Here is a 16912-nt window from a genome sequence, read left to right as displayed (position 1 = left end):
ATAGTTAAGACTCGCTCACTGTGCCTTGGTCGGCCAATGCCAATTGATGTTGCAGGGCTTGCTCCAGTTCGAGCATCGCCTGACTGGTTGCTTGCCATCGGCGGCCAATCTCCAGCGAGGGAAGCGCTTGCTGGCAAGCGTCCTCGAGGGCATCGCAACATTCGATCACCCGCGATGCCTGGGCGATGCGTGCCGCGCCCTTGATCTTGTGGGCGACTACTGTCAGTCCTTCGCGATCATCGGCGGGCGAAAGAGTGAGCAGTTCCTGGCGGTCGAGGCGGCTGCTTTTGAGCAGCTCCACCAGCAAGCGGCGTGTCTGCGCCGGGTTGCTGCCGGTCAGCAGGCACAAACTCTGCAGGTCGAACACCGATGCGGGAGACGTTGGCGTGATCCCGTCGATCCACTGTCCGAGCAGGGTCAGGCTCAGTGGCTTGAACAGGCAATCGTTCATGCCGGCGAGTTTGCAGCGCTGGACTTCCTCTGGCTGGGCGTTGGCCGTGAAACCCAGCACGGTGCACGGCGGACGACGATTTTGCAGCTCGAACTGGCGGATGGCGCGAGTCAGCTCATATCCGTTCATCACGGGCATGTTGCAGTCGGCAATCACCAGATCGAAATGCTCTGCCTGCCACAGTTCCAGGCCGCTGCGGCCATCTTCGGCGATGCTGAAGCGGTGACCGAGAAACTCGAGCTGCTGGCACATCAGCAAACGGTTGGCGGGATGGTCGTCGACCACGAGGACATGCAGGGGCGTCGTTGCAGGTTTGATCGCCGGCTCGCTTTTCGCTGGGTGTGTCGTTGCCGGGCGGATTTGCAATGGCAGGGACACGCAGACCTGAGTGCCCAGTTCCGGCTGGCTGTTGAGCTGCAGTTGTCCGCCCATCATTTCACACAGGTTGCGACTGATGACCAGCCCCAGCCCGGCGCCGCTTGTGGCCTGGCGACTGCCATTTTGTGCCTGGGCAAACGGTTCGAACAGGCGCTGTTGATCTTCGGCGCTGATCCCGACACCGCTGTCCTGCACGGTCAATTGCATCAGAGCCCGTCCGGTTGCGTCCGATGTCATCAAGTCAAGGGTAATCCGCACGTGGCCGTGGTCGGTGAATTTGATGGCATTGCTGACCAGATTGGACAGCACCTGCTTGAAACGCAGCGGATCCAGATGCACCTCCACGGCCGGGTCCGGCGGATTGAAGACGACTTGCAGGGCGAGGTTTTTCTGCCGGGCGAGACCGTCGAAGATGCGCGCCACGGATGTCACCGTGTCGACTAGGTTGATCCAGTCCGGACACAGGCTCAGTCGCCCGGATTCGATGCGGGCGATGTCGAGAATATCGCCAATCAGCCCCAACAGATCCTTCGCCGAATGGTACGCCGTGTCGATGGATGCTCGATCCGGATGCTGGGGCTCGATGCGTTTGAGGGTCAGCTCGAGCATGCCGATCACGGCGTTCATCGGTGTGCGGATTTCATGGCTCATGGTCGCCAGAAACGTGCTCTTGGCCCGGTTCGCCTCGTCTGCCTGCTCCTTGGCCGCGCGCAGTTCCTCGAACAACTGACGGCGTTCACTGATATCGATCCAGCCGCCGATGATGCCCTGGACGTCGCCGCTGGAGTCGCGGTAGGGGAGGATCCAGTGGTAAATCGTCAGACGGCGGTTGCCGATGTGCAGGGGGCGGTCGAGTATCAGCGCAGTACCTTCGGCGATGACTCTCTGGTAATCGGCGTGGAAGGCCTGGGCCTCGAAAGCATTGCTCACTGTGCCCTGCATCACCCCTTTGCCAAGGATGTCCTCACGCTTGGCGTTGAACGCCTGGAGATAGCTGTCATTGCAACTCTGCAGCAGACCCTGGCGATCCCGCACGTAGATCGGATGCGGCGTGCCGTTGACCAGAGATCGCATGAACTCCAGTTGATCGTTCAACGCGCGCTCGGCGGCGCGGCGCTGTTTGATCTGATGGCGCATGTAGGCGTTCCATGTCAGCAACAGCAGCAGGATCAGGCCGGCGGCAGCGATGACTTGATAGAACAGGCGCTGATAGTTTTGCCAGATGTTCTGCGATGCGGTGGAGTAACCACGCCAGCGACCGTTGATCACACCGAGTTCTTCCGGAGCGATGCTCAGCAGTGCCTTGTTGATGATCGAGGAGAGCTCGCTGTTGTCACGGGCGGTAGCCAGCGAAAACGCGGCCTGACCGGTGCCGATGGTGGTGGTGATCTGCAATGGCCGGGCAAAGATGCGCGATGAAATGAAGTAGTTGGCGATCACCAGTGAGTTCACGGCGCCGTCGACATGGTTTTCAGCCAGCATCGACACCGCGCTGAAACTGTCGGGCGTTTCGATCACTTCAATGCCCGGGAAGTCTTCCCGCAAGTAATCGACCAGTGGATTGCCTTGGGCGATCGCCAGCCGCTTGCCTTTGAGTTGTGCCAGGTTGGTCGGGCCGTCGGCGCTTTTGCGGGTCAGCAGCACGTAGGAATTTTCAAGGTAGGGCCGGCTGAAGCTCAGGGTTTTTTCGCGTTCGGCACTGGGCAGCAGCGCGGCGATCAGATCGGCCTTGTGGTTGTCGATCTGTTTGATCATTTCCGCATCGTTGCGACTGCGCTGAATTTCGAAACGCAGGCCGGTGCGCAAGCGAATGAGTTCGAGCAGATCGGCGCTGATGCCCCGAAAGTTGCCGGCGCTGTCGAAGAAGGTCAACGGTGCGAACGCTTCATTGACCACTACGCTGACTACGGGATGCTGCTTGAGCCAGCTCTCCTCGCGATGGGTCAACTGCAGTTTTCTGTCGGTGAGCAGCAAGTCGCTGCCAGCGCTCCAGCGTTTGCCGATTTCGTCGCGCTGGCTGCCCGGAATGGCGTCGAGCACCGTGTCGACAATGGCCAGCAGTTGCGGATTGCTGCGCCTTACGGCGAAGCTGAACCCTTGGGCTTCCTGCTTGCCGAAGTTGGCCATGCGCACATTGTTCAGATAACCCTTGTTGATCATGTAGTGGGTGGAAAGGGTATCGCCGAGAAACACATCGGCCTGGTCGAACGCCACGGCGTTGATTGCATTCTGGTAGGACGGATAACAGGTAATGAGCGCCTTGGGATACAGCGCTCTGATCTCGGGCAGTGGCAAGTAGTGATAAACCATGCTCAGGCGCAGCCCGGCCAGACCCTCGGTCAGAGAGCGGGTTTCATCCTCGCGGGTCACCAGTACTGGCTGATCGACCGCGTAAGGTCTGGAGAACGCGAGATTGGCGTTGCCCGCTTCGTAGCCGTTGGCTGTGCCGAGCAGGTCGATCTGGCCGTCGACCAGAGCGCGAATGGCAGCGTCGCGGGAGGGGAAACGTTGCACCCTGATCGGCAAGCCGGTGGCCTGGCCGAGGATGCCCGCGTAGTCGGCGGTGAGTCCTTCGTAGTCCTTGCCGCTCACGGTCATGTCGAATGGCGGGTAGTCAGGTGCAGAGGTTCCCAGCACCAGTTCGCTGCGAGTCTGCAGCCATTGCCGCTGAGCAGGCTGCAAGACAACCTGGACGGCTTCGCTGGCCGAGCGACTGAGCAAGGCGTAGTCCGGTGAGACGCCTGGCATGGCAGATGCGTTGGCGCTCAGGCACAGACCTGCGCTCCAGGCGATTAGATAGTCCTTTAAACGGCTGGGCATGAAGGGTCTCACACAAGAGCGTTGCGTTTGGCCATCTCGATAAGTTCTACAAGGGATCTGGCCTTGAGTTTTTGCATCAGGCGTTTTTTATACGTGCTCACCGTCTTGTTACTTAGAAACATGCCCTTGGCAATTTCTTTATTGGTACGGCCCTGGGCAAATAACTGCAGCACCATCAATTCGCGATCATTGACGGATTTGAATAATTCAAGTTCGACATAACGGATGTCGTCACAGCGCACCGGATTAAGTGCCTGGCTGGGGAAGTAGTTATAACCGGAGAGTACCGCTTTGATTGCGCTGACCAGTTCGCTCAGATCTTCCTGTTTACAGACATAACCGGAGGCACCGGACTGCATGCAACGAATCCCGAACAGCGTTGGACATTGCGCGGTCAGAATGAGAATTTTGAAATTCGAACCCATGGTGTTGAAGCGGGCCAGCACTTCGAGGCCGTCCAGCTTGGGAATGCTGACATCCAGGATGACCAGGTCAGGCATGCATTCGCGGACCATTTGCATGGCATCGACACCGTTATCGGATTCACCGACGACCTTATAGCCTTCATGTTCCAGCAGCATTCGGACGGCGAGACGGATAACCGGATGGTCGTCCACAATAAAAACGGAGTTCATAAATAGAGTCCCATGCAAGCATGAATAAAGCGCGCACCTTAGCTCAGATGCGTGAGCACTCGCATGGACTGGCAGTGTCGTGACTACCTTATAGGATTAGTCCTACGCGTAATAAGGAAAGGGACTACGTTAAAATTAGGTTTGACGTAAGGAAGTGCGGGGTTGGCAGGACTTCACTGTTGGCTTGTCAGAGTTTGCAAGTGTTGGGCTTTGATAATTTTGCAAGTGTTTAAATATGGGTTTAACAGTGCGCCGTCATGGTGTTTATCTTTTCCGCTATCAGCTCACGCGCTGCCCTGGCCAGCACGGCGTTTTCTGAATGATCGCGGGGGCAGCTGGTTGTATCCAGTCGGTCACGGTGCCCGCCCGACTGGATGCAGCAGACTCAGTGGCTGGAGCGGCCGGTCATTTCCAGCGCCATGTCGCTGGCATAGCTGTCGGTCATGCCGGCGATGAAATCGATCATGCGCAGAAACGAGCTGTGCAACGACCCCCGCGGGTCCGGGGCGTTATTACCGAGCAGATCGAGGATGCGCCGACTCTTGAACGACGGCGTGCGGCCGTTGTGTTGCTCCAGCGCGGCGCCGCAGAACGAATTGAGCAGGATTTCCAGCGTCGTATACGCGCCGATTTCGTGCAAGGTCTTGCGCTTGTCCTGAAAGATTTTCTTGCGGGCAATGTCCTTGGCGTTCAACACGCAGCGTTTCGCCGGCCCGTGCATGTGTTCGACCAGATCGCCGTGCAGCGTGCCCGCAAGCAGTGCTTCCTGTTGTTCGACAAAGGCCCGCGCCGCTGCGTTGGTCAAGTGCTCGATGGCCTTGCCGCGCAGGATCGCCAGCTTGCGCCGTCGGGAATCCTGCGGGCCGAGCTGGCGATAGGTTTCCGGCAGGTCGTCACCGACCAATCCGAGCAGCAGCGATTCGACTTCGGCGTATTCCAGGAGCTCCATCTCCAGACCGTCTTCGAGATCGATCAGCGCATAGCAGATGTCGTCGGCTGCCTCCATCAGATACACCAATGGATGGCGTGCCCAGCGCTGATCTTCTAGTTGTGGCAGGCCGAGCTTGTGAGCGATCTGTTCGAGCAGCGGCAGTTCGCTCTGGTAGCAGCCGAACTTGTGTTTCTTGTAGCCAAGGGAGTCAGCGTGGCGCGCGGTCCACGGGTACTTCAGATAGGTGCCCAGCGTCGCGTAGGTCAGGCGGGTGCCGCCATCGAACTGGTGATATTCCAACTGTGTCAGCACGCGAAAGCCTTGAGCATTGCCCTCGAAATTGAGGAAGTCACCGCGCTCGGCTTCGCTCATGCCATCGAGCCAGCCGCGCCCGGCGGCTTGTTGAAACCAGTGGCGAATGGCGTCTTCGCCGGAATGGCCGAACGGCGGGTTACCGATGTCGTGAGCCAGGCAGGCCGACTGCACCACCATGCCGAGGTCGGCGGGGTCGCACCATTCCGGCAGCGCGCTGCGCAGGGTTTCGCCGACGCGCATGCCCAGCGACCGGCCGACGCAACTGACTTCCAGCGAGTGGGTCAGGCGCGTGTGAATGTGATCGTTGCTGGTGACCGGGTGCACTTGGGTCTTGCGCCCGAGGCGGCGGAAGGCACCGGAGAAAATGATGCGGTCATGGTCTTTGTGAAAAGGGCTGCGGCCAAGTTCTTGCGGGCTGTGCAGCGGCTTGCCGAGGCGTTCGCGGTTGAGCAGGGTAGGCCAATCCAAGGCTGATTCTCTCCGTCTGGTGACTGATCGCCCTAGCTTCCCGGTTCGGCCCCGTGCCTGCAAGCAGAACTACAGGCCCGCCGCATCGATATCGATCAACAGCAAGCGTTCACCGTTATCGAAGAACTGCCCGGCGGTCAGGCAATACTGGTTGCTGGTGGCATCGCGATAAGTACTCGACAGGGTCAGGCGGCGTTCTTCCCAGCCTTCGGCGAGCAGATGATAGAAGTAGGGTCGCCACGACCAGTTGTGCCCCAGGTAGCGATCATCGGCGAACCAGCCGTCGTGTCGCCATTCCAGGTTGGGCGTCAGTTGCGTGCCGTGACGATCACATTGATAAAAGCGCAGCAGCCAGGGAAACGCCTGCAGCTTTGGCAGTGCGCTGAGCGGAGCGCGGGCCTGCGCCCATTGCTGCAGAATCGCCATCAACTCACTGAGCTGCTGGCGCATCTGCATCAGGCGTCCGCGCTCGCTGAGTTTCTGCTTCACATAACGCTGGCGCAGTTGAGCGAAGTGCGCGACGAAAGCGTCCGTAGCGAAGAAATCTTCCTGCGCACGGGCGAAGAGAAAACCCTGCACGTAGCGCGAGCCGCATTCCAGTGCGAAATTGAGCTGCGCTTCGGTTTCGACACCCTCAGCGATGATCCAGCAGCCGGTTTTCTCGGCCATTTGCGCGAGTGCTTTGACCACATCGCTGCTCGGGCCACCAAGGGCCGCTGCCTGGAACAGGCGCATGTCGAGCTTGAGAATGTCCGGTTGCAGGGCCAGCACCCGATCCAGCTGCGAATAGCCAGCGCCGAAATCATCGATGGCGATTCTTGCGCCTGCGTCGCGGTAGCGTCCGACCACCTGTGACAAACGTTCGCTGTTGCCACCCAGCTCGGTGATTTCGAACACGATGCGCTGCGGATCAACCTTGTTCCGGGCCAACTGCTTGAGACTGGGCAAGGCCTGATCCGCACGCAGGCTACTGATCCAGCGTGGCGACATGTTGAGGCTGAGAAACCATTCGGGCGGCGCCTCATGCAGGCGGCTCAAGGCATGATCACGGATCTGCCGGTCGAGACGACGCAGGGCCGTGGCCGGGGTGCGCGGATCGGCGAATAACGGTCCGACCGAGGTCAACTGACCATCGCCGTGACGCAAGCGGCCGAGTGCTTCGACGCCTGCAATGCGTCCGGTGGCGGTGTCAATGAAAGGCTGAAAGCAGGCGAGCGGTTGCCCGTCGATCACGGCAAGTCCTTAATCTTATTGTTTGTTGGCCGCGTTTGCCGGATAGGCACGCGGGATTGAATCCCCCGATAAGGAGATTCACCCCGGCGCTATTGCAAGATTGTAGCCAGAGACACCGACTCAGCGTTTGCCCGAGCTGTGCATGACCAGTTTGATCAGCGGTCCGAGCGTGGTGCCGAGACGCAGCAGTCGGGTCAGACCGCCACCGCCGCTGCGTTTCGAGCCTTTGCCGGTGAGGAAACCCAGCAGCGTTACCGCCGCCACGCCCCACAACGGCGCATGCTTGATGCCGAAACCGTCCTGCACGTTCTGCTTCATGCCACGCATGCGCTGCAAGGGTTGCAGCACTTGCGCGGTTTCGTGGCGGATTTCCTGACGGTGCATTTCCATGCGCAGGCGGATCAGGGCCTTGCGCATTTCCCGGCGCGAGCTGTTGTGCGGAAGTTCAGGCAGGCTCATGGCAGCAGGCGCTCCCGGTCGTTGGCGAGCTCTTCGAGCGTTCCGTGGAAAGGCGAGGACTCGTCGAAAATCGCCGCTTTGAGGCGCAGGCCGCAGAAGATCGACGCCAGCGTGTAGAACACGCACAGGCCGATGATCGCCGCCAGACGGTAGGTGTCCCAGAAGATGATCATCACCAGCGTCGACAGGCCCACCAGCAACAGCAGGGCAAACACCAGCGCCAGACCGGCAAACAGCAGCAGGCTGACGGTGCGTGATTTCTGCTCCTGCAATTCGATGCCGAACAACTCGACATGACTGTGCAGCAGGCCCAGAACGGCGGCGCCGAGACGACGCGTGGAGGAGGCGGTGCCCGCAGTCGGGCCGGATTCACCGATCGACATGATCAGCGCCGAGTAGCCAGCAGGCCAACCAGGAAACCGACGCCGGCAGCGATGCCCACCGATTGCCATGGGTTGGCGGACACATAGTCTTCAGTAGCGGTGACCGCCGCCTGACCGCGTTCGCGCAGAGTGTCTTCAGTCACTTTCAGGGTCTCGCGGGCGCGCAGCAGGCTGTCATGAATCTGGGCGCGCAGCTCATCGGCCTGATCGCCAGCGAGGGTCTTGGTGTGCTCGAGCAAGCGTTCGGTGTCGGCAACCAGAGTCTGGAAGTCGTTCATCAGGATTTCTTGAGCAGTCTTTGCCTTGATGCTGGCCATTGGTGGATCTCCGTAGGTGGCTTTGAAGCGTTCGAGTATGAGCCTTGCGTGAAGGTTCAGTGCAAATGCCTGGTACAACTTTTGCTGTGTCGTGGTGCGTCGCTTGGTATCCGTGCGCTGTTGCCGGGCGAAAAAATCCAATTCATCTGCTTGCGGTTCGTGATCGGACATCAACAGTGCGCCAAATCAGTTCATCCCATTTGTGGATGGATGACTGACGGGGCGCAACTTGGTGCATGAAATGTCCCCATGAACCGCTTTGGTGCCTTTTTAGCCTTCAGGTCTGCCTCCTCATGGAAAATCTGCAAAGTGCTGTGGACACGCTGGTTCACAGTTCCAACACGTTGTTCATTCTGATCGGTGCGGTGATGGTACTGGCGATGCACGCCGGTTTCGCCTTTCTGGAGGTTGGCACGGTCCGGCAGAAGAATCAGGTCAACGCACTGTCGAAAATCCTCAGCGATTTCGCCGTCTCGACCCTGGCCTATTTCTTTATAGGCTATTGGATCTCCTATGGCGTGACCTTCATGCAACCCGCCGCGGTGCTCAGCGCCGACCATGGCTATGGACTGGTGAAGTTTTTCTTTCTGCTGACCTTCGCTGCCGCGATCCCGGCGATCATTTCCGGCGGTATTGCCGAGCGCGCGCATTTCGTCCCGCAGCTGTGCGCGACGGCGCTGATCGTGGCCTTCATCTATCCGTTTTTCGAGGGCCTGGTCTGGAACGGCAACTTCGGCCTGCAAGGCTGGCTGGCGGCGAAGTTTGGCGCCGCATTCCACGACTTCGCCGGCTCGGTGGTGGTGCACGCCATGGGCGGTTGGCTGGCGTTGGCCGCCGTGTTGTTGCTCGGGCCGCGCAATGGTCGTTATCGCGATGGTCGGCTGGTCGCATTTGCGCCATCGAGCATCCCGTTTCTGGCACTGGGGTCGTGGATCCTGATTGTCGGCTGGTTCGGCTTCAACGTGATGAGCGCGCAGACGCTGCAAGGTGTCAGTGGCCTGGTCGCCGTCAACTCGCTGATGGCCATGGTCGGCGGCACCGTTGCGGCGTTGATCGTCGGGCGCAATGACCCGGGCTTTCTGCACAACGGCCCGTTGGCCGGTCTGGTGGCGATCTGTGCCGGATCCGACCTGATGCACCCGGTCGGCGCACTGGTGACGGGGGCAATTGCCGGAGCCTTGTTTGTCTGGTGCTTTACCGCTGCTCAAGTCAAATGGCGCATCGATGACGTCCTCGGCGTATGGCCGCTGCACGGCGTGTGTGGCGTGTGGGGCGCAATTGCCTGCGGCATTTTCGGCCAGACTGCGCTGGGAGGTCTGGGCGGGGTGAGTCTGATCAGCCAGGTGATCGGCACCGTGCTCGGCGTCGTGGTGGCGCTGGTCGGCGGCTTTGTAGTTTACGGCGCGATCAAGGCTCTGCATGGGCTGCGCCTGAGTCAGGAACAAGAGTATTACGGCGCCGACCTGTCGCTGCACAAGATCGGCGCGGTGAGTCAGGACTAGATTTCCTCATCATTGGCTCCGGGGTAGAAACCGTGGAGAAGGCGATAGCGATCGATGCGCACCTGATCGACTTTCTCCTGCACCTGATGCGCTGGCAGGCCAAGCATGATCAGTGCGTGTGAAGCGAGCATCAGGCTCGACTCCAGAAGCTCCGGCACCACCTCGGTGGCGCCGGCGGCTCTGAGCTCGGCCGATTGGCTGTCGTCACGGGTGCGCACCAGAATCGGCACCTGTGGGTTGAGTCGGCGCGCTTCGCGGAGGATGCGCAACGCCACATCACTTTGATCTACGGCAATCACCAGCAGCCTCGCGCGTAGCAGGCCAACGGCAGTAAGCAGTTCGCCACGCGCCGAGTCGCCGTAATGCACGTCGCTTTCCCCGCTAGCGGCTTCCTGTACCCGTACCGGGTCGTTGTCCAGCGCGACATAGGCTTGCCCGGCATTGCCCATGAAGCGCCCGATGGACTGGCCAACGCGACCGTAGCCGCAGATCACCACATGTTGGTCGAGATCGGCGTTGAGCGCGCTGATCTGTTCGATCTGCGCTTCCTGATTGGGCTTGCGGTGCAGCACGGCGGCAAGGCGCGGCGCTGCGCGCAAAAGCAGCGGCGTGAGCAGCATCGAACAGAACGTCGCCGCGAGCAGCAGGGCACCCGGTTCGGCCGGCAGCAAACTGTTCTGTTGCATCTGCGCCATCAAGGCAAAACAGAATTCGCCGCCCTGGGCCAGCGCCAGACCGCTGCGCCACGCGGTTTCGCTGTCGCTGCCACGCCACTTCACCAGCAGCGCAACCACGATGCCCTTGACCAACATCAGTCCCAGCGTCAGGCCGATGATCAACAGGCTGTGACTGACGAACAATTGCAGGTCGATCAGCATGCCGATGCTGACGAAGAACACGCCGAGCAGGATGTCGCGAAAAGGCCGGATGTCGGCTTCGATCTGGTGCCGATAATGGCTCTCCCCGAGCAACATGCCGGCCAGAAAGGCGCCGAGGGCTGGCGACAGGCCCAACAAGTGCGTGAGCCATGCGGTGAGCAGCACGATCACCAGTGCCAGCAGGACGAACAGCTCCGCCGAGCGTGACGCCGCCACTTCATGAAACAGCCTTGGCAGCAACCAGCGACTGGCGAGCAGCAGGCCGAAGAACAGCACCACGGTTTTGCCCAGGGTCAACGGCAAGGCCCAGTACCAGGGCTGCTCGCTGGTCCCGGCGAACACGGGCACCAGTGTCAGCAGCAACACTGCGACGACGTCCTGAAACAACAGCACGCCGACCGCGTTCTGGCCGTGGCTGCTGAATACTTCACCGAGACTGCCCAGCTCCTTGGTCACAATCGCCGTGGATGACAGCGATAGACCGGCACCGAGCAACAGCGCTGGCATCATCGGCATGCCCAGCCCCATCAACAGTGTGCCGAGCAAGGCTGTGCTGATGAGCACCTGCTGACTGCCGAGGCGAAACACCACCTGACGCAGCGCAATCATCTTCGACAGGGAAAACTCCAGGCCCAGCGAGAACAGCAGGAACACTACGCCCAGCTCAGCGACATCCGGCAGATGTTCGCTCTGGTTGACCCAGTCGAACGCGTTCGGCCCGACCATTAATCCCACGCACAGGTAGCCCAGCACCGGTGGCAGTCGCAGGCGCCGGAACAGGGCAATCACCACCAGGGACGAGGCGAGAATGATCAACAGATTTGCAAACACGGGACACTCCGCTGTCAGGGCGTTGGCCTCTGAAGCGTAGAGGCAAAAAGTCCGCGAGGATGACGCAATTGCAATTTGCGCCGAATGATTTGCGTCAGGATTTTGCGCCAGCAGCGTTGCATCCTTTGGGCGGTGGCGGGTCGACGAGGGTTCGGCACCGTCCTAGAATGGGCTCACTTGTTTTCCGGTAATGCCGTCATGCCTCCTGAATGTCAGTTGTTCGGCACCCTCGGGTGTCATCTGTGTGAAGTCGCCGAAGCCGAGCTGATGCCCTTTGTCGAGCATGGTCTGCTGGTGGAACTGGTGGACATCGCCGAAGACGAATCGTGGTTCCAAAAGTACAGCTTGCGCATTCCGGTACTGCGGCGGGTCGACACTGGCGCGGAGCTGGATTGGCCGTTCAGTGGCGATGAAATCGTGGCGTTTTTACGCTGACGCAGAGTAGTCCTGTTCATTCCGCTGGTCGCAGCAACCCATCCTTGCGTTGGCAGTCCCCGGCTTCTTCGGTTACTGTATGTTCATACAGCAATCGAGTCAGAGGGATGAACCGTGGTCAATGTCGAACAGTTGAAGAGCAGCGTTAACCGGATGTCGGTCGACGTGGTGCGCGAGGCCGTCCTCGAATTGCGCCTGGACGGGCTGGTCACGGAAGGCAAGACGCCGTTCAACAAGCTGCATTTCAATACCTGCTTTGCCGAAATCGAAGCCCTGTTTCAACGCGCCGGTTATCACAAGCAGCTGGATGTGGTCGGTTATCAGGGCCTGCTGTATGCCTTGTACGATCCGGGGCGCTGGGAGGCGGTCGATGTGTTGCGCTGGCTGAAGGAGTTCACCGAAGCGGCGGCACTCAAATCCGTGCCGGCGTGAAGAAACTGCGCTAGGTGGCTTTGCCTCGGTGTTGGATAATGCCGGCCTGCATTGAGGATTCCTGTTTCGTATGTCCACTCCCTTTTTTTCCGCTGCGCACAATCAGGCCAGCACGTTGTACTTGCCGCCCGGTCCCTGGCTGACGGTACTCGATTGCCTGTGCGAGCACTTCAGTGCCATCGGCCGCGAGCAGTGGCTCGACCGGATTGCTCGGGGGCGGGTGCTGGATGCACAGGGCCAGCCCATTGCGCCGGACTTGCCGTACAAGGAAGGTTTGCGCATTCATTACTTCCGCGAAGTACCGGATGAGAAACCGATCCCGGTGGTCGAATCGATTCTCTACGCAGATGAACATCTGGTGGTGGCCGACAAACCTCATTTCCTCCCGGTCACGCCGGCCGGGGAATATGTCGAGCAGACCCTGCTGCGGCGGCTGATCCGTCGGCTGGACAATCCGCATCTGGTCCCGCTGCACCGCATCGATCGGCACACCGCGGGGCTGGTGATTTTCTCGGCCAATCCGCAAACCCGTTCCGCCTATCAGTCGTTGTTCCCGACGCGGCAGATCGACAAACGCTACGAAGCGATTGCCCCGGCGCTGCCCGATCTGAATTTTCCGTTGGTACACAAGAGCCGGTTGGTCGATGGCGAGCCATTCTTCCGCATGCAAGAGGGGCCTGGTGTCAGTAATACCGAAACGGCGGTCGAGGTGTGCGAGAAAAACGGCGATCTGTGGCGCTATGGCCTGTTTCCAGTGACCGGCAAAAAGCATCAGCTGCGTGTGCACATGACCGCGCTGGGGGCGAGTATCTGCAACGATCCTTTTTATCCGACTGTGCTGAAAGATGTCGAGGACGACTACGCCAACCCATTGAAGCTGCTTGCGCAAGGCCTGCGCTTCATTGATCCGGTGACGGGTGAATTACGGGAGTTCGAAAGCCGGATCACCTTGCAGTGGTGACAACCGATCACTTTTGCTACGCCCATGAAAAAGCCCGCATCGCAATGCGGGCTTTTGTGTATCCGGTATCGACCCGGAGCCTTACAGCTCTTTAACGGTACGAACCTGATCCTTGTTGATGCGGGTTTCTTTGCCGTCCAGTTGCTGGAACTCGTAGAAGCCCGAATCATCATCGTATTTCGGGGTGTCGACGGCCTGGATTTCGCGACCGTCATTCAAGGTGATCACTGTTGGCGAGGAGCAACCGGCGAGGGTTGCCAGGCCCAGTGCGAGCATGAAAGTGGCGAGGGTCCGTTGAGTCATGAGTGTGTCTCCGAATGGGAAATCTTCTGGTTACTGAGCTTGAGACGTAAACAAGGCGTGAGAGTTCCTTGGATAATGTCAGTCTGACACAGTGTTATGCAGATGTAACAATTCGGGGGTGTTGAGGTTGGCCAGTCGTGGGTCGTTGTCGGGGCATTGCAATGCGACGGCGCCCAGACCGCGCATCACCCGCCCGGGGCTGCGTTCACCGCTGTGCCACGCCGCTTCGAATGCCGGCAATAGCGCCACAGGAATCACGCACAGCAGTGGTTCCCAGTGCTCGCCGTGGCGCAGCATTAAAGGTTTTTCATGTTGCTGATCGGCGGTGGCAAGCATGGCTTGCAGCAACGCCTCGTCGATCCGTGGCACATCGCATGGCAACACCAGCAAGTGCGCATGGCGCGCCGCTTTCAGCCCTGCACGAATCCCGGCCAACGGGCCCGGAAAGTCCCCCTCATCATCCATGACCAACTGATCGGCAAACGCGGCATAACGCTCGCGATTGCGGTTGCACGAAATAATGAGATCGTCGGTGAGCGGCCGCACCTTACGCTGCAAATGCGCGATCAAAGGCTCGCCCAGCCACTCGATGAGCCCCTTGTCCTGACCGCCCATGCGCTGGCCGCGTCCACCGGCCAGAAGCAGTACAGAGCAGGGTGGCAATGGGCTGTTCAAGGGCATGACGACTCTCCAGAGGGGCGGCAGAAAAATGAGCCGCTGTGATATAACACCGGGCTGTTTCCCCTACAACTGGAAGAGCCTATGAAAGCCAAGGCTGATGTACCTTTCGTGCCGCTCAATATCGCGGTGCTGACTGTCAGCGATACCCGAACCCTGGAAACCGATACCTCCGGCCAGGTCTTCGTCGATCGCTTGATCGCGGCCGGCCATGCGCTGGCCGAGCGCGTTCTGCTAAAAGATGATCTGTATAAAATTCGCGCGCAAGTCGCCAACTGGATTGCCGACGATGTCGTTCAAGTGGTGCTGATCACTGGCGGCACCGGCTTCACCGGCCGTGACAGCACACCGGAAGCAGTGGCGTGCCTGCTCGACAAGCAGGTCGACGGTTTTGGCGAACTGTTCCGCCAGATCTCCGTGGCCGATATCGGTACGTCGACCGTACAGTCCCGTGCCCTGGCAGGTCTGGCCAACGGCACGCTGGTGTGCTGCCTGCCAGGTTCGACCAATGCGGTGCGTACCGGATGGGACGGCATCCTCGCTGAGCAACTGGACGCCCGTCATCGTCCGTGCAACTTCGTCACCCATCTGAAGCAGGCGGCGCCTTGTGAATCCCGTGGGTAAGCCAGGCAAGACCGGCAGTTTGTTGCCCGTCGAAGCGGCGCTCGAGCGTTTGCTGGACATGGCCGATGCATCGCGCATTGTCGAGCGCGAGCACTTGCCGCTGGCTCAGGTGGAAGGACGGGTGCTGGCTGAAGATCTGATCTCGACACTGGATTTGCCGCCCTGGCCGAACAGCGCCATGGACGGCTACGCCTTGAACCTTGCTGACTGGAAGGGTGAGCCGCTGGCCGTCAGTCAAAAGGTCTTCGCCGGGCAGTCTCCGCAACCGTTGGAGCGAGGCACTTGCGCTCGCATCTTTACCGGGGCACCGCTGCCGCCGGGCGCGGACTGCGTCGAGATGCAGGAAAACGCTGAAGTTCAGGCCGACGGCCGAGTGCGTTTCCTTGAAACGCTGAAACCAGACCAGAACATTCGTCCGCAGGGCCAGGAAACCACGGTTGGCGAATTGGTGCTGCAGGCAGGCACCCGATTGGGGCCGATTGAGCAAGGTCTGGCTGCTTCGCTTGGCTGCGCCGGCCTCAATGTCGTGCGCAAGCCGCGCGTGGCGGTATTGTCCACCGGTGACGAACTGGTTGAGCCCGGCCAGGCACTGGGCCCGGGCCAGATCTACAACAGCAACCGCGTGCTTCTGTGCAGCTGGCTGCAGCGTCTGGGCTGTGAAGTCATCGATGGCGGAATTCTCCCGGACGATCTGCCCACCACAAGGGCCCGGCTGGGCGAGTTGCAAAATGTCGATCTGATTCTTTCCACCGGCGGTGTCTCGGTCGGTGAGGCGGATTTCCTCGGCATTGCCTTGCGTGAAGAAGGCGAACTGGCCTTGTGGAAGCTCGCCATCAAGCCTGGAAAACCCTTGACCTTCGGCCATTTCCGCAACGTGCCGGTGATTGGCCTGCCCGGCAATCCCGCCTCCACGCTGGTGACGTTCGCATTGCTGACGCGGCCTTATCTGTTGCGACGCCTGGGTGTGCAAGACGTCGAACCGCTCAAGTTTGCAGTGCCAGCAGGTTTTGTCTGGCCGGTCGCCGGAAACCGTCGCGAATATTTGCGCGGACGTCTCGAGCACGGGCGGGCAATCATCTACCGCAACCAGAGTTCGGGTGTGCTGCGTAGCGCGGCGTGGGCCGACGGATTGGTCGAAGTCCGAGAAGGCCGCACGCTGAGCGAGGGTGATGAAGTGAACTTCATTCCGCTCAGTGAGCTTCTGGGGTAGACCTTCTCACCCATGCACGCGTCGGCGGGTACGCACGGCGCGTGCAACGATTGGTTCGGTCAGTTGCTGATCAGTGTCACCAACTGGTCGAATCGGCTGTTGGCCACCCATCCCAACAGTCCCAGGATGACAGCGGTCGCACCCGCCGAATAGGCCAGACGGTGTTTGATGGTACGGACGTCATTGAGCATTTCGTCCATGTCGCGGCGCATGTATTTGAAATGGGTTTCCAGCTCGCTGACACGGGGCTCCATATCAAACTCTCCAGTGGGTTTGGCGCTGTTGCAAAAATCCGCTTTTTTACTGGCACGACTTTCGGCCAGCGCGGCGACCGGGCTCACCGGTGCCTTGGTTTCATGGTTGTGCATGGAAGTACTCGCTGAATGAATCAACTGCACGCTTGCTGATGTTTCCATGACGCGATTCATGAAAATAAATCGGGGGGGATCCGTTCATTACCGGCACATCCTTGTGTTATTGGGTTGAAGGTTGATGCTGTCAGCACACGGTGACCCAAGGGCCGGGCGCGGTCAATTAAGCCGATTCCTGTTGTTTCGTAAGAAAAAATACCGCTGTGCAGGAAGCGTGCTGTTCGAACAGCAATTAATTGCTCTCCCCGGTGGCTTTTTCGAGGCACGCCGTGGTCAAGATGTTTCAACCGATTCAAT

Annotated in this window: 18 protein-coding genes; 6 read left to right on the top strand and 12 right to left on the bottom strand. The window is 59.8% G+C overall.

What is annotated here, in order from left to right:
- Nucleotides 1-4: 4 nt before the first annotated feature.
- The 7 genes from LIS66_RS18420 to LIS66_RS18390 form a co-directional block, all read right to left on the bottom strand.
- Nucleotides 5-3649 (bottom strand): transporter substrate-binding domain-containing protein, encoded by a 3645-nt coding sequence (locus LIS66_RS18420; RefSeq protein WP_227972775.1) that lies wholly within the window; start codon nt 3647-3649, stop codon nt 5-7.
- Nucleotides 3650-3657: 8 nt separating this feature from the next.
- Nucleotides 3658-4284: a response regulator transcription factor gene (locus tag LIS66_RS18415; RefSeq protein WP_042607868.1), complete on the bottom strand. Its 627-nt coding sequence runs from the start codon at nt 4282-4284 to the stop codon at nt 3658-3660.
- 385 nt (nt 4285-4669) lie between these two features.
- Complete coding sequence (locus LIS66_RS18410; protein WP_116657953.1) at nt 4670-5998, bottom strand: deoxyguanosinetriphosphate triphosphohydrolase; 1329 nt, start codon at nt 5996-5998, stop codon at nt 4670-4672.
- A 69-nt stretch (nt 5999-6067) separates the two neighbouring features.
- Nucleotides 6068-7231, bottom strand: a complete 1164-nt coding sequence (locus LIS66_RS18405; RefSeq protein ID WP_227972774.1) for an EAL domain-containing protein — start codon at nt 7229-7231, stop codon at nt 6068-6070.
- Between the two features lie 120 nt (nt 7232-7351).
- On the bottom strand, nt 7352-7690 hold the full coding sequence (locus tag LIS66_RS18400) for a hypothetical protein (RefSeq protein WP_042607865.1): 339 nt from the start codon (nt 7688-7690) through the stop codon (nt 7352-7354).
- On the bottom strand, nt 7687-8073 hold the full coding sequence (locus LIS66_RS18395) for a phage holin family protein (protein WP_008079909.1): 387 nt from the start codon (nt 8071-8073) through the stop codon (nt 7687-7689). The genes LIS66_RS18400 and LIS66_RS18395 overlap by 4 nt, the downstream gene beginning before the upstream one ends.
- Nucleotides 8074-8075: 2 nt before the next feature.
- Entirely contained in the window at nt 8076-8390 is a 315-nt protein-coding gene (locus tag LIS66_RS18390) for a DUF883 family protein (RefSeq protein WP_227972773.1), read from the bottom strand.
- A 293-nt stretch (nt 8391-8683) separates the two neighbouring features.
- Here LIS66_RS18390 and LIS66_RS18385 point away from each other — a divergent pair, with 293 nt between their 5' ends.
- A complete protein-coding gene (locus tag LIS66_RS18385; protein ID WP_227972772.1) occupies nt 8684-9892 on the top strand; it encodes an ammonium transporter in 1209 nt (402 codons plus the stop codon).
- On the opposite strand, the gene LIS66_RS18380 is transcribed toward LIS66_RS18385, so the two are convergent.
- A complete protein-coding gene (locus tag LIS66_RS18380; protein ID WP_227972771.1) occupies nt 9889-11601 on the bottom strand; it encodes a cation:proton antiporter in 1713 nt (570 codons plus the stop codon). The two genes, LIS66_RS18385 and LIS66_RS18380, sit on opposite strands and share 4 nt — an antisense overlap.
- 198 nt (nt 11602-11799) lie before the next feature.
- On the opposite strand from LIS66_RS18380, the gene LIS66_RS18375 reads away from it, so the two are divergent.
- From LIS66_RS18375 to LIS66_RS18365, 3 genes are all read left to right on the top strand, one after another.
- Entirely contained in the window at nt 11800-12036 is a 237-nt protein-coding gene (locus tag LIS66_RS18375) for a glutaredoxin family protein (protein ID WP_227972770.1), read from the top strand.
- Nucleotides 12037-12150: 114 nt separating this feature from the next.
- Complete coding sequence (locus LIS66_RS18370) at nt 12151-12468, top strand: hypothetical protein (RefSeq protein ID WP_042607861.1); 318 nt, start codon at nt 12151-12153, stop codon at nt 12466-12468.
- A gap of 70 nt (nt 12469-12538) precedes the next feature.
- Nucleotides 12539-13429 (top strand): pseudouridine synthase, encoded by an 891-nt coding sequence (locus tag LIS66_RS18365; RefSeq protein WP_227972769.1) that lies wholly within the window; start codon nt 12539-12541, stop codon nt 13427-13429.
- Nucleotides 13430-13510: 81 nt separating this feature from the next.
- On the opposite strand, the gene LIS66_RS18360 is transcribed toward LIS66_RS18365, so the two are convergent.
- Both LIS66_RS18360 and mobA read right to left on the bottom strand, forming a co-directional pair.
- The gene (locus tag LIS66_RS18360) at nt 13511-13732 is read right to left on the bottom strand and encodes a YgdI/YgdR family lipoprotein (protein WP_016770600.1); all 222 of its coding nucleotides are present in this window, start codon (nt 13730-13732) and stop codon (nt 13511-13513) included.
- Between the two features lie 78 nt (nt 13733-13810).
- Entirely contained in the window at nt 13811-14413 is a 603-nt protein-coding gene (mobA, locus tag LIS66_RS18355) for a molybdenum cofactor guanylyltransferase MobA (RefSeq protein WP_227972768.1), read from the bottom strand.
- Between the two features lie 81 nt (nt 14414-14494).
- Here mobA and moaB point away from each other — a divergent pair, with 81 nt between their 5' ends.
- Nucleotides 14495-15034: a molybdenum cofactor biosynthesis protein B gene (gene moaB, locus LIS66_RS18350; RefSeq protein ID WP_016770598.1), complete on the top strand. Its 540-nt coding sequence runs from the start codon at nt 14495-14497 to the stop codon at nt 15032-15034.
- Nucleotides 15018-16244, top strand: a complete 1227-nt coding sequence (gene glp / locus LIS66_RS18345) for a gephyrin-like molybdotransferase Glp (RefSeq protein WP_227972767.1) — start codon at nt 15018-15020, stop codon at nt 16242-16244. Before moaB ends, glp begins: the two co-directional genes overlap by 17 nt.
- Before the next feature lie 59 nt (nt 16245-16303).
- On the opposite strand, the gene LIS66_RS18340 is transcribed toward glp, so the two are convergent.
- Together LIS66_RS18340 and LIS66_RS18335 are read right to left on the bottom strand one after the other, a co-directional pair.
- A complete protein-coding gene (locus tag LIS66_RS18340) occupies nt 16304-16612 on the bottom strand; it encodes a hypothetical protein (RefSeq protein ID WP_173867389.1) in 309 nt (102 codons plus the stop codon).
- A 56-nt stretch (nt 16613-16668) separates the two neighbouring features.
- A complete protein-coding gene (locus LIS66_RS18335; protein ID WP_227972766.1) occupies nt 16669-16902 on the bottom strand; it encodes a hypothetical protein in 234 nt (77 codons plus the stop codon).
- Between the last annotated feature and the right edge of the window lie 10 nt (nt 16903-16912).

Source organism: Pseudomonas sp. HN2 (genome assembly GCF_020736465.1).
GTDB classification, from domain to species: Bacteria; Pseudomonadota; Gammaproteobacteria; order Pseudomonadales; family Pseudomonadaceae; genus Aquipseudomonas; species Aquipseudomonas moraviensis_A.
The sequence above is the reverse complement of the archived record's forward strand: the minus strand, read 5'-3'. Positions and strand labels throughout refer to the sequence as shown.